Origin of the sequence: Phaeobacter sp. JH20_34 (assembly GCF_048056095.1) — a bacterium.
GTDB lineage: Bacteria > Pseudomonadota > Alphaproteobacteria > Rhodobacterales > Rhodobacteraceae > Phaeobacter > Phaeobacter bryozoorum.
This window is the reverse complement of sequence record NZ_JAYMWT010000007.1, coordinates 295653-307346: the sequence shown is the minus strand read 5'-3', so window position 1 is coordinate 307346 and position 11694 is coordinate 295653. Positions and strand designations below refer to the sequence as shown.

Below are 11694 nucleotides of genomic sequence, written 5' to 3'. Positions count from 1 at the left end.
TTAGCGAACTCTTCGCATCGTCAATGCCCGCCTCTTCGGCGGGCTTTGTCTTTTTGAGCATGGTGATCAAGTCGCCCTGCATGTCCAGGATGTGGTTCTTGGCGTCATGATCGTATGAAACGACAACCCGATCCATCAGTTCGTGAAGTTCATCGCTCGCTCTGCCAGCCACTCCTTCCTCAGTCAGCGTTGCCACCAGATTGTCGATATATCTGCGATACAGCGACGGAATATCATCAGGAAGCGTGATGGGCCTTGGCACCAGCTGACCCCTTGTTGCCCGCAACGTTTTGAGTTCCTGGTCATATGAATTGAGACGCTCAACAATAACGTCTGAATGCTGACCGTTCTCAATTGCATCCATCAGGTTCGAGATCTTCTTCTCAAGCTCTCTGGCCCTTTGGTCATGCCGACGGAGGGCTTCCCCGTTGTCCTTCTCCTGGTGTTGCAGGTGATGGAGATACCGGGTTTTGAATTCCTGGAATGCTTCATCTCTCATCAAGTGCTCACGAAGGCTGCTGAGGATGGTCTCTGCTGCAAGATCTTCTTTCAAGCCAGGCATTCCATTGCAGACTGATGCTCCCTTCTCTTTGGCATTCGCGCAGTAATAGCGTCTTGTCTTTGCTGAACCTGCAACAGTCAGATTACCGCCGCACTGCGCGCATTGGAGAAGGCCCGAGAGGAGGTATTTCCTTCGACGCAGGCCCTGGGATGCAGACAAGCCCTTCGCGTCAGTAGGCTTGCGCTTCGAGCGTTGCCGAGCCAGGCTATCCTGGCGCTCCTTCGCAGCATGCCAGAGGTCTTGATCCAAGATGCGCTGTTCCGGCATCTCTGTGACTTGCCAGTCTTCTCTGGGCACGGGGCGAGACACGCGCTTGCCCGTCTCTGGGTGCTTCGAGTAGCGAAGCCGCCCCCAGAGGTAACGGCCAATATACAATTCGTTGTTTAGAATCCCGGTGGCCCGAGCACGGTTTCCATTGATGGTGTTTTGCTTCCAATGGCCTGATCCGGCACCACGTCCCCTTGGAGCGGGAATACCATCATGGTAGAGGCCTTCTGCAATCTTCTGAGGTGATTTTCCATCCGCATATTCTTGGAAGATCCTACGGATGACCGCAGCTTGCTCATCCACGACTTCCAGTTTGCCCTTGACGGTTTCGCCGTTCGCATGTCTGGCCACTCGGTAGCCATAGGACAGGCCGCCTCCGCTGCTTCCGCTTGCGACTCTTCCGGCAATTCCCCGGCGCGTCTTTTTTCCAAGATCCTCAAGGAACAGTGCCGCGATTGTAGAGAAGATCCCAACATCCATGATACCAAGCTTACGACCAATGTGGTGGAGCTCAGTATCTGCGTGAGTTGCAGCCTTGTAGAACGCAGAGACCAGCTCCAGATCTCGCCCCAGCCGGTCAATGTGTTCGATCAATACAATATCGAACTTCCGATCACGGACGGCAGAAAGCAGTCTTTGATATTCCGGCCTGTCGCCGGTTGCACCTGAGATCCCACGATCTGCGAACGTGTCAGCAATCACCCATCCCTGGCGCTCCGCGTAGTGTCGGCATTCCCGGAATTGGTCATCAACAGACTTCGGGTTCTGCATGTCAGTAGAATAGCGGGCGTAGAGGGCAACACGCGGTTGATGCATGAAAGGTCTCCGTTCAATGTTCGTCAAAGATGCTCAACTTCTTGACGGGGCTTCAAGTGAAAAAATCCCGGATAAGGAGAAAAGTGCTCTTGGAACGCCGAGTGATTCCAATATGATAGGCAGCACTGCATCCGGAGCCTCCTCTTTCGAGTTTCCCTCCTGGGACCCTTGTTTTGCGGCGACTTCGGCGATGAGGTCTATCATCTTCGAGAGGTTCATTGGCTTCTCCTTCGGCTGGGACATTCAAAAACGCAGCACGAAAGAGCCTTGAAACCTGAAGCATAGGCATGCGGAAGCCCGCGCCGTTCATGACGGTGCGGGCGATATTTGCGACGGGCAAAACCTCGTAGAGCGAGCGGAAAAATGGGGTGCCGGAGGCGGGGCCCTATTTTTCCATAGTGAGCTATGAAAAAACCTGGTTTGTTTTTGTGAGCGCTCTCCGGGAACCATTTCCTTTGCATGAAAGCAGTTTTGAATATTGAGCGGATCGGTTTCAACGCACTAAAGGCGCATGCGCAGCATGAGCGCCGAGAGATTGGGGACCAAACCCACACAGACGAGTCCAAAACCCACCTCAACGCCTCGATCGGTCTCGACAAGTGCCCGGAAGCGGCTGTCAGGAAATACCTGGAGCAGACTGGGGCGAAGATCGACAAGCGCAATGAGAAGCCAATCACGCGCGTATTACTGTCAGCTTCGCCGGAGTATTTTCGCCCTGGTCGTGCAGACCAAGGCGGAGAATTCGATAGGGACAGGTTGACCCCCTGGGTTCGTGAGAGCGCCAAATGGCTCAAGAAGGAATTCGGCGATGACGCGGTCCATATCTCCACTCATCTCGATGAAACCACGCCACATCTCCATGCGGTGATTGTTCCGACCTATGACAAGAAGACCAAACGCCGAACGGTCAAGCAGGTCAGCCACCACAAACACTCTGCGTTCGCGTCGTTGAATAGCTATGAGGATCTGCACGACAGGTATGCGGCGGCGGTGCAGCACCTGGATATTCGACGGGGCGACAGGCTCCCCGACGAGCTAAGGAAAGAGCGTCGATCCACGACCAAGAAGGAATGGCTAAACGGTCGGATAAAGGCGGCCTCGGCCCAATTGTCATTGCTCGATGGTGAGATCCGCAAGCACCTGGGAGAGAAGCTCAGGAGTCTGCGGAAGACGTTCCTGCCTCGAAAGCAACAACAGAAAGCCGGAAGCGTCGCAAGTGTGGCCCTGGCACAGGTTCGGTCAAAAACAAGAACAAGAGGACGGTCCCGATGAAGCATGATGAATTCACAATCGCGCTCTGGGAATTGTGCGATGACATCGCAAAATTCCCGACAGTTGAAGCAAGGCAGGTAGAGCGGCTCCGGCAGGGGGCGCTGGTCAAGGCAAATATTCCCGCCAACGATCTCCTTGCCGAATGCCTTGCCAGTGCAGTGGAGCGCGAACGCATTGTTGGCGAGTTTTATGAGGAGGTGATCGCTTCAGGGCTGGTCAGCGCGGAGGAACTGCACGAGGAGAGAAGGCCCTCTGCGGGGATGGATGCTGATCTCTGGCGGGTGCAGTATTTTGAGGATCGTATCCATCGGTATGGGCTGACGCTGCTCCTCCTTCAGCGCTCGGCTGAAAGCGATTACGACTTCAGCACCCCGCAAAGCGAACGCAAGCCGCAGAAACGCTATTGCGGGCGCGAGCGATAGCGCCCTGGTCGCCGCCGTAGGCAAAGACCAAGGCGTGGGGCGATTACGCAGCGGGTTGGGTCCTGGATTCCCAAAAGTCGCGGACCTCCTCGAAATCATCCCATTCCAGAAGCTGGTCAAACTGCCTTTGGAAAATCGAAAACTGCATTACGACTTGCGCAGCAGCGAGGTTGTCCTGATCCAAGCTTGGGAACAGGCTGAAATCGACATTGCTATGTCCGGAGTGCGCAGACAGTAGGAAGCGCGCCAGCCTCAGGCTGACTCCGCTGTCTGCCCAAACGGCATTCAAAAGCCGTTCTGCGGCAATACGGGCTTGTTCTTTTGTCACAGAATTATTTTTCATGTGGGGTCTCTTGTATCGGAGGGGTTGAAGTCTAACTGGGGGTAGGAGTTTGTTTTTGGCCTTCCCGGACGTGAAAAGGCCAAAAACAAACTCCTACCCCGTTAAAGTCAGCTCATTAGGCTCATGATGGAGTGAGCCTGGGGGGCGGACTTGATCTCTCGGATGCCTGACACCAAGTCCCTGGCTTTCAGGGGTCTGCCTTGAGCTTTGAGCCTATCGCGGATGGTCTCAGCTTTTTGGACAGTCTTTTCCAAGTCGGAGAGGCCGTAGTTGTTTAGCAGGCGGCGAGCGTGGTCGAGATGTAGGGCCACCATCCTAACGGCAAGAGACATGCTGTCGCGTTCGATCATGGTTCCCTGGCTGCCAGCGATTGCGTGGAACACGACAGCGTAAGAGAACGCTGAAAACATAGCTCGGCGATAGAAACTCGCGGGAATTTCCGCTTCGACAAACAGCGTGCGGAAGCTGTCTTTGAACAGATCAATTGCTTGCGGGCAAAAGCTGAAGACGGCGTCTTCAAATTCGGTGCGCGCAAGCAAGTCCAGCCAATCTGACCGCAGGCGGGCATAGCGGGTTTGGATGGCTGGGCAGTCCCAATCCTCGAAATAGATCGGGAAGTCCTGAGTGAGCCGCGCAGGGTCCCTATCAGCATGAATGAAATTGAACCTTTGCGCGAAACCATCCACCAAAGACTCCGCCCCAATTTGATCGCCGAAGGTTTCTCCTACGGTGATGCCCAAGATCGAGAAGGCGTGGTCTTGGATGATGATTTGCGCCTCTTTTGTCATACGTGTGATGGCTCCGCCGGAAAAAGCCTGCAGCAGAATATCCTTGATCTCTTCCATATGCCGGAGGTGCTGGATTTGGTTGAGGAACTGGCCGAATTCGTCGCGGACCATCAAGCCCTTTGGAACTTGTTGAATATTCGCAACGAACTGAGCGGCAGACGATGCTGATTGCAGTGCAGGAACCACTGGCTTGCCGTCGGCATCTGTAAGCCAGCTTTCGACCTTGTCGGTCGCGAAAGTCTTGCCAGATCCCGATGCGGCGAGGACGACGGTCCAAAGCTTTGGCGAATACAGCGATCCGCTGATTTCGTATTTTGCGCCCAGGGCGTTGAGGTAGCCCGAAACAATAGACAGCGCTGCTACCATTGGTAGTTCCAGGGGGATGTCTGTCTCGCGCCGGAAGAGTTCAATGATTTCTTCGAGGAAAGAGCCCGGAGGAACCACTTTCAGACCGTCCCAATCGGGGGAGCCCTTGTAGCTTCGAAAGGCTTGAATGGTCTCTATGCCTTCCGGTGTCAGGCTGGCAAGGCAGTCGAGAAGGCGGGGTGAGGGCGTGGCAACCTTCTTGGCTCCTTTGAGAGACTTGTTACGGACATGGGGTGACATAGTATGATGTTCCTTTTCAGTTTATGTTTTGACCAGTGTTTGTTCTGGTTGAAAAGGAGATTGGCCGAAGCTGACGAAACCGAAGCAGTTGGCAGCAATTTTTTTTAGAAGGTTTCGGGGGGAGGGTAGGAAAGCGTCAGCGGAAAGAGTTTAAGCTATTGAAATATAAGAGAATAATTGTTCTTCTAATTGTCAGCCGCGTGTCACCAGATTAGCCGCTGGGCTTCTGTGTGCCACAGGTGGTCGAACTTAGAAAACTTCAGTCTACTTGCTGGTATCGCTTGGCAAACGAGAGTGCGTTCAGTTCCAGAGGGTAGGTGTTGAGATATTCTGACGCAGACAGATCATCCAGGCTGGCTACCCTGAGGACGGTCTTGTGCGGTGAAAATGGCGCAGACCATGTAATCTTGTCCGCCTGCCCTGCCAGTTCCTTTCGGATCTGTTCGACATCAGCAACTTCTCGGCTATCAGCGTCCTTCAGGATTGCCAAGATAGTGATTGGCACGTCATCAGGATCGTCCCATTTCGTGTGGGGGAACACTCGGAACTCTGATACTGAACGAATAGCTTTTCCGAAATCAGATTTCGGGCGGCCATACTTTCCGTTTACGGCTTTACGGAAAGTTTCCATGCAGTCGTTGAATGCATCTGGGAAGCCAAATCGCCCAAAAAAACGTTCAAGCGACCTTGCAAAATTTTGCAAGTCGGCTTCTTGAGGGCATCCCCTTTGTCTATCCCATTCGACCAGGAGTTCCTTCTTCACGCTCATTGCTCGCGTGAAATCCACGACGACCTTTTCCGGGGCTCCTGCGAGCATGCCAAACCTCGGAACTTCTCCCTTTTCGACGGCCGACATATGCGACGCGTTGAGCTCAACGAGAGGACATACAGTGACATATGATACTGTAGAAGTGTCAGGGTCGCGGACGATGTCGCAGGTTTGCGAGATTACGCAAACGCCCTGTAGCTCATATTCAATATCCGCAGAAAAAGGCGCCCCCACCTCTTCGTCCTCGAGAGGCGAAGCGCAGAAGAGAAACTCACCACAATCGGTCGTAAAATCGCCTTGCTGCCATTCAGCAAGGCGATCAGCAACGCTTACGTTGTTGGCTTCATTAGAGGGCAATCCGAGGTTCCTTTACGCCTTCCCGCGACGAAGCTTTTTCCGGCGGGTTTGCGGGCGTTCAAGGAGTTCAACTTCAACGCGCTCGGATACCTCTGCCGATGGTTGATAGCCCTGCGAAGAATTCTTCAAGCGAGCATCATCGGTAAGCGTTCTACCAAATGAAACTCGACCAGCACCTTTGCCAGCAATATCCATGATGGCTTGGAACTCTCCCACTTTCATAAGCTCAAGAAGGGTGTTGCCATCTTTCTCGTTGCTCAGGAGTAGCTGCTTGTTCTCTTCTGCGGTGCCACGATCAATAAAGCGAAGCATCGCCACAGCGCTGCCAAGCTTCTGATGGTTCTCGGCTGATACCCGTTTTCCTGCCTTCCAATAGTGAAGAGCGCGAGAGTCCACCTCGAAAACGTCAGAGATTTGCGCCCAAGTCAGACCGCTGAGACGCTTCAATTCGACAATAAGCTCGCTTGGCGAGCGCTCCGAGAGGGTTCCGTCGTCCGGCATTGAAGCCTTAAAGGAAACGCGAGCGCTTTCAGTGGATGAACCGGATAGAAGCTGCTGTCGCTTGGAGAGCTGGGCTGCGTCTTGCACCGAAATGATGTAAGTAGTTTTCTCCGAAAAGGGAGCTGCGATCCTTGGTGCTTCTTCCAAGGGTAAATCAAAAGGGAGCCTCGGATGCGCGACCGCCCCGAATGGCAGAGAAGCGACGATAGCAGCCGCAGCAATTGGGCTTTCTACTCTCATAACTACTTAGCTCCAAAGCGATTCAAAAATTCATCGGTAACGCTCCACCTGAAAAAAGCGTAAGCTCTGGCTGCAACTTTGTCGAGTTCCTGGCGAAGAAAAACCGGATTAAGTTGAGTGTTCTTGCATGCGGTGCTGAACGAGTCGATATCCAAGACCCAACTGCTCTGTTGGACCGGTGGTGCCATTTCAGGCTCATGGCTGTAGTTGGGCGGCGCCTTGCCATACCGAGCGATGAGCTTCCCTTCCTGAGTTTTGCTAACAACTTCTGTCATCGAGACCTCGATGTGGTCCGTCAAATTGGGTTGAACAACATTCAACAGTTCTGGTTGGACGAGGCTGGAAAGTGAAGCAAGATCTCCCTGATCGGTCAAACGGTCCACGTAGCGGAAGCCGACTCTCAAAGCCAGTGAAGGATTGATCGTCTCGCAAAGCGATACCAAGAGTGTTTGCATCCGGTCCAGAAAGTCCTGGCGGGAAGTATACTGCGATGTCTCTAAGGAGATCGACTCTGTATTGAGGGACACGCGAATTGCCTTCTGTGGATCGAAGAAGCGCCACACAGTGGTTTCGATCTCTTTGTGCGCGATTCCATCGTCGTTCACGATTAACTCTACATTACGGATCTTATCAGCGTGGAAGTGAGGGTATTCTTGGCGAATTGCTTCCTGAAAATCTGCAATGTAGTTTTCGTCGCCAATTTTGGCGACCTTCGTAAAACGGACTTGCGCGAGAACACGAACCAGCGGCGCGTTGTCCAACGGCACGCTGGCAGGGACCGCACCAAAAAGGGGGTCATTGGATCGGTTTGGCATGTCTCTTTCCGTCATTTTGGGCCCCTCTATAGCATATGAAGTAGAGTGTGAAGTAAAGATTTCTAAGGGGGTGGATATGAAAAATTTTCCACGAGAGCGTAGAGGGGCTTCATCTTCGGGTAGGATTTGGCGTGGAGGTGTCTTGTTCTGGGTGAGTTGTTCGGGTCTGAAAAACTGTTCGCTGAAGTCCAAATCCTGCTCCCGCAACCAAATTCTCAATGAAATATCAGCACCTTAAACCTCGCTCCGGCGGGGCTCTTCGCGTTCAGGCACAGGCACTGGATGCAATACCGAAGTAAAATAGCGCCCCAGCGCCTACAGCCATCATACCAATCATGAAACGAGGCGCGCCAAACCAAAGCGGTACACTTCAGCGCGGAAAACCCCGCCGCCCGAACGCTTGACCGCAACGGCGGGGGCGGGCATCTTTGTTTCAGCCGCTGAACCTGGCCGCGACAATGGGATGAACGGAGCCTTGTGCCTCTTTTCCAGAGTAGAAACCGGAGCCGGAGTTGCAACCGGGGCCAGATCGGCAATCGGCTCCGTGCTGCTGGCAGCCTGCCTGCTGATAGCGGTGCTCGTCCTGTCGGCAAATCGGGCAGAGGCCCATGGTGCCAGCGGGGAGGCGCAGATCGCGGTCTCGGTTCAGGACATGGATCAAGATGTGGCGGGTAGCCGCCCTGCGGATCATTGTCATGGCAGCTCGCTTTGTGGTGGGGTTGCGGTTCTGTTGGGCAGCTGGCCGTCGATGCAGCCCGATCCGCGGAACTTTCGTCCTGATCTGCCGTTGATGCTGCTGCGACCGCTGGCCATCACCGGGTTTGAACCACCGCCGCCGCGTGGCCGGTCCTGAAGACTGATCCTGCGCATGTGACGCGCATTCTGGACCTCAATCGGGAAAACAAGATGACATGTTCCAAACTGCTTACCGGCGCTGCATTGGCGTCGCTCATTTCCGTGGCTGCCTATGCGCATAGCGGCGCCACAGGCGTTGTAAAAGAACGAATGGATGGCATGGATGCCATGAAAGCCAGCATGAAGCTGCTGGCGCCGATGATGCAGGGGCAGACGCCCTATGATGCTGCGGTGGTTCGCGAAGAGGCGCAGACAATTCAGACCCACGCAGGGGAGGTCCTGACGGGGCTGTTTCCCAAGGGAACCGACGGGCATCCCTCAGACGCCAAACCCGAGATTTGGGCCGATTGGGAGGGGTTTGCCGATCTTGCGCTGCAATTGGAGACCTATTCCGAAGGTCTGGCCCTGGCAGCCGAGAACGGCTTGATGATGGCCGGTGCCGAGGGGACGGGAATGATGTCGAGCGGGGCGATGATGGGGGCCACTGCGATGGGAGCAGGAGGCATGATGGGCGGTCAGACGATGGGGGGACCACGAAGCGCCGAGGCCCTGCAGCAGATGCCTGCCGATGCTGTCTTCACCATGCTGAGCCAAACCTGTTCGGCCTGTCACACCCGTTTTCGTAAAGAGTGAGAGGGGGAGACATATGTTTCGTTATCTCCTTGCTGCCTCGGTGACGGTGTCGGCCGGGCTTGCCGCGGTGGCGGCCTGGCCGATCGGCACGAGGCCGAGTGCGCTTGATCTGGACGGCGACGTCGCCCGCGGAGCCTATCTGGCAAGGGCGTCGGGATGTATCGCGTGCCATACAGATTTTTCCAACGGTGGCGCAGCGCTTGCGGGTGGGGCGAAGATCGAAACGCCGTTCGGGGATCTCTACGCGCCCAACCTCACGTCGGATCGCGATCATGGGCTGGGCAGCTGGACGGTCGACGTCTTTGCCAAGGCTGTTCGCCAAGGCGTGTCTCCGGAGGGGCAGCCCTATTATCCGGCGTTTCCCTACCCGTTCTACGGTAATTTCACCGATCAGGATATTGCCGATCTCTGGGCGGCATTTCAGACCGTTCCCCCGGTTGCGCAGCCATCGAGGCCGCCGGAAATGGCGTTTCCCTTCGACCAGCGATGGGGGCTGAAGCTCTGGCGTCTGGCGTTTCTTGAACCGCCGCGGACAGATCCGGTCGCCGGAAAGGATGATCTATGGTCACGTGGTCGGCTGCTGGTCGAGGGGGCCGCGCATTGTGGCGCCTGTCATACGGGCCGCAATCTGCTCGGCGCGCGGAAGACGGGCACCGCACGTTTCAAGGGCAATGATGCCTTGCCGGGGGGAGGAAAGGCACCTGCCATTGATCCCCCATCTCTTCTGGCACGCGGTTGGAGCGTCGACAGCCTGGCCTATGCACTTGGTACGGGGGTGATGCCGGATGGCGACGTCTTTGGCGGGACGATGGGCGAAGTTGTCCTATATGGAACCGCATTCCTGACCGACACGGACCGCAGGGCCATGGCGACCTACCTGCTTGATGACCAGTCCGGTGCGTGATGAGCGCGCCGAACAGCAGTTCCAGAGACAGAAGGAGAGACGGTATGATCCTTAACCGCCGACAATTCCTGGGGGGCGCCAGTGCCATGGCGCTTTGGCCCCGGACCAGCGCTGCGGCTGCCGCGCCGCGCCTTCTTGAAGCGAGACCAAGCCGCGTGCAGCTGGTGCCGCCGGAATTTGGCGACCACCCGGAGACAGAAGTCTGGGGGTTTGATGGCACCGTGCCCGGCCCCCTCATCCGTGCCCGCCAGGACGAGCTGCTGCAGGTCCGCCTGACCAACAGCCTGCCGCAGCCAACAGCCGTACATTGGCATGGGCTGCGGGTTCCCAATGCCATGGATGGCGTGCCCGGAATGACACAGGATGCCGTCCTGCCCGGCGATGGGTTTCTCTATGAATTTCCGATGAGGGATGCGGGGACCTATTGGTATCATTCGCACAATCAGTCGACCGAACAGGTGGCGCGGGGGCTCTACGGCGTGTTGGTTGTCGATGAGGCCGACGCCCCGGATATTGACCAGGATATCGTGGTTGTCCTTGATGACTGGCGTCTGAGCGAGACGGCGCAGATCACCGATGATTTCGGCGCGATGCACGATTGGACCCACGCGGGGCGGCTGGGCAATTTCATCCATGCCGCCTTGACGCCGCAGGTCTCTGAGGTTCAGCAAAATCAGCGCCTCAGGCTGCGGCTCGTCAATGTGGCGACGGACAGGATCATGGCGGTATCGCTGCGTGGCGTGACCGGCAGAATTGTGGCCCGCGACGGGATGCCGCTGCAAACCCCCGAGGATCCCGGCATCATGGTTCTGGGGCCGGCGGAACGGCTGGATATCATCGCGGATGTTTCGGCGGCACCGGGTGAGAACGTCCAGATCGTTCTCCATGAAGGCGAGACCGGTTATCTGTTGCAGGAGATCGACGTAAGCGGCCGTCATGCCGACGCCGTGCGCGGCGCGGTCGCGGCATTGCCGGACAATCCGGTCACACGGCTGGACAGTCTGACAGAGGCGCGCAGTGTCCCCTTGGTCATGGAGGGAGGCGCGATGGGCGGTCTGCGCCAGGGCCGTTACAAGGGGGAACTGCTGACATCGCGCGAGCTGGTCGCGGCCGGGCAGATCTGGACATTCAATGGCGAGGCAGGGTTGCCGGCCGAACCGATGGTGACAGCCGAGAGAGGCGAAATCATCCGGATCCCTATCCAGAACAACACCGCCTTTCCCCATGCGATCCATCTGCATGGCACACATTTCCAGGAGGTACTGCCAGACGGAGGTTTCGGTCCGCTGAAGGACACGCTGCTGATGGCACGTCAGGAAACCCGCGAAATCGCCTTTATCGCGGATAATCCGGGCGACTGGCTGCTGCATTGTCACATGCTTTCGCATCAGGCCGCCGGTATGAAGACCTGGCTGCGTGTCAGATGACGAAACACGTCCGCAGCAGAACAGACCGCTCCGGCCAGACCCTTGGCTGGTGCGGTTAAGGGGGAAGGTGTCTGCACCGGCGGGCCAGTGCCGCTTGGCGCGTATTGCCGGTGAGGG

Annotated in this window: 13 protein-coding genes; 7 read left to right on the top strand and 6 right to left on the bottom strand. The window is 56.2% G+C overall.

The features are described from left to right. On the bottom strand, positions 1-1645 hold a 1645-nt coding region (locus VWZ81_RS09160; protein WP_416543030.1), incomplete at its 3' end, for a recombinase family protein. Positions 1646-1661: 16 nt separating this feature from the next. Here VWZ81_RS09160 and VWZ81_RS09155 point away from each other — a divergent pair. The 3 genes from VWZ81_RS09155 (at position 1662) to VWZ81_RS09145 (ending at position 3339) form a co-directional block, all read left to right on the top strand. Then, entirely contained in the window at positions 1662-1916 is a 255-nt protein-coding gene (locus VWZ81_RS09155) for a hypothetical protein (protein WP_416543029.1), read from the top strand. 188 nt (positions 1917-2104) lie between these two features. After that, positions 2105-2917: a plasmid recombination protein gene (locus tag VWZ81_RS09150; protein ID WP_416543028.1), complete on the top strand. Its 813-nt coding sequence runs from the start codon at positions 2105-2107 to the stop codon at positions 2915-2917. Next, on the top strand, positions 2914-3339 hold the full coding sequence (locus tag VWZ81_RS09145) for a hypothetical protein (protein WP_416543027.1): 426 nt from the start codon (positions 2914-2916) through the stop codon (positions 3337-3339). Before VWZ81_RS09150 ends, VWZ81_RS09145 begins: the two co-directional genes overlap by 4 nt. 43 nt (positions 3340-3382) lie before the next feature. On the opposite strand, the gene VWZ81_RS09140 is transcribed toward VWZ81_RS09145, so the two are convergent. From VWZ81_RS09140 to VWZ81_RS09120, 5 genes are all read right to left on the bottom strand, one after another. Beyond that, positions 3383-3682: a hypothetical protein gene (locus VWZ81_RS09140; protein WP_416543026.1), complete on the bottom strand. Its 300-nt coding sequence runs from the start codon at positions 3680-3682 to the stop codon at positions 3383-3385. Positions 3683-3789: 107 nt separating this feature from the next. After that, positions 3790-5076 carry a DUF3987 domain-containing protein gene (locus VWZ81_RS09135; protein WP_416543025.1) on the bottom strand — a complete coding sequence of 429 codons (1287 nt, stop codon included), beginning with the start codon at positions 5074-5076 and terminating at the stop codon, positions 3790-3792. A gap of 259 nt (positions 5077-5335) precedes the next feature. Next, positions 5336-6202 (bottom strand): hypothetical protein, encoded by an 867-nt coding sequence (locus VWZ81_RS09130; RefSeq protein ID WP_416543024.1) that lies wholly within the window; start codon positions 6200-6202, stop codon positions 5336-5338. A 12-nt stretch (positions 6203-6214) separates the two neighbouring features. Next, complete coding sequence (locus VWZ81_RS09125) at positions 6215-6943, bottom strand: hypothetical protein (RefSeq protein ID WP_416543023.1); 729 nt, start codon at positions 6941-6943, stop codon at positions 6215-6217. A 2-nt stretch (positions 6944-6945) separates the two neighbouring features. Continuing rightward, positions 6946-7773, bottom strand: a complete 828-nt coding sequence (locus VWZ81_RS09120; protein WP_416543022.1) for a TIGR04255 family protein — start codon at positions 7771-7773, stop codon at positions 6946-6948. Positions 7774-8221: 448 nt separating this feature from the next. Here VWZ81_RS09120 and VWZ81_RS09115 point away from each other — a divergent pair, with 448 nt between their 5' ends. Genes VWZ81_RS09115 through VWZ81_RS09100 form a run of 4 tightly spaced genes read left to right on the top strand, consistent with a single transcriptional unit; the run spans position 8222 to position 11577 of the window. Next, positions 8222-8611 carry a hypothetical protein gene (locus VWZ81_RS09115; protein WP_416543021.1) on the top strand — a complete coding sequence of 130 codons (390 nt, stop codon included), beginning with the start codon at positions 8222-8224 and terminating at the stop codon, positions 8609-8611. Positions 8612-8664: 53 nt separating this feature from the next. Continuing rightward, positions 8665-9246: a c-type cytochrome gene (locus VWZ81_RS09110; protein WP_416543020.1), complete on the top strand. Its 582-nt coding sequence runs from the start codon at positions 8665-8667 to the stop codon at positions 9244-9246. A gap of 13 nt (positions 9247-9259) precedes the next feature. Further along, on the top strand, positions 9260-10150 hold the full coding sequence (locus VWZ81_RS09105) for a c-type cytochrome (RefSeq protein ID WP_416543019.1): 891 nt from the start codon (positions 9260-9262) through the stop codon (positions 10148-10150). A gap of 44 nt (positions 10151-10194) precedes the next feature. Further along, a complete protein-coding gene (locus VWZ81_RS09100) occupies positions 10195-11577 on the top strand; it encodes a multicopper oxidase family protein (protein ID WP_416543018.1) in 1383 nt (460 codons plus the stop codon). The last annotated feature ends 117 nt before the right edge of the window (positions 11578-11694 follow it).

Bases quoted from the DNA above. Each gene is read 5' to 3' on its own strand.
- VWZ81_RS09155 (WP_416543029.1), top strand. From the start codon at position 1,662: ATGTTCGTCAAAGATGCTCAACTTCTTGACGGGGCTTCAAGTGAAAAA.
- VWZ81_RS09150 (WP_416543028.1), top strand. From the start codon at position 2,105: ATGAAAGCAGTTTTGAATATTGAGCGGATCGGTTTCAACGCACTAAAG.
- VWZ81_RS09145 (WP_416543027.1), top strand. From the start codon at position 2,914: ATGAAGCATGATGAATTCACAATCGCGCTCTGGGAATTGTGCGATGAC.
- VWZ81_RS09140 (WP_416543026.1), bottom strand. From the start codon at position 3,682: ATGAAAAATAATTCTGTGACAAAAGAACAAGCCCGTATTGCCGCAGAA.
- VWZ81_RS09135 (WP_416543025.1), bottom strand. From the start codon at position 5,076: ATGTCACCCCATGTCCGTAACAAGTCTCTCAAAGGAGCCAAGAAGGTT.
- VWZ81_RS09125 (WP_416543023.1), bottom strand. From the start codon at position 6,943: ATGAGAGTAGAAAGCCCAATTGCTGCGGCTGCTATCGTCGCTTCTCTG.
- VWZ81_RS09120 (WP_416543022.1), bottom strand. From the start codon at position 7,773: ATGACGGAAAGAGACATGCCAAACCGATCCAATGACCCCCTTTTTGGT.
- VWZ81_RS09115 (WP_416543021.1), top strand. From the start codon at position 8,222: ATGAACGGAGCCTTGTGCCTCTTTTCCAGAGTAGAAACCGGAGCCGGA.
- VWZ81_RS09110 (WP_416543020.1), top strand. From the start codon at position 8,665: ATGACATGTTCCAAACTGCTTACCGGCGCTGCATTGGCGTCGCTCATT.
- VWZ81_RS09105 (WP_416543019.1), top strand. From the start codon at position 9,260: ATGTTTCGTTATCTCCTTGCTGCCTCGGTGACGGTGTCGGCCGGGCTT.
- VWZ81_RS09100 (WP_416543018.1), top strand. From the start codon at position 10,195: ATGATCCTTAACCGCCGACAATTCCTGGGGGGCGCCAGTGCCATGGCG.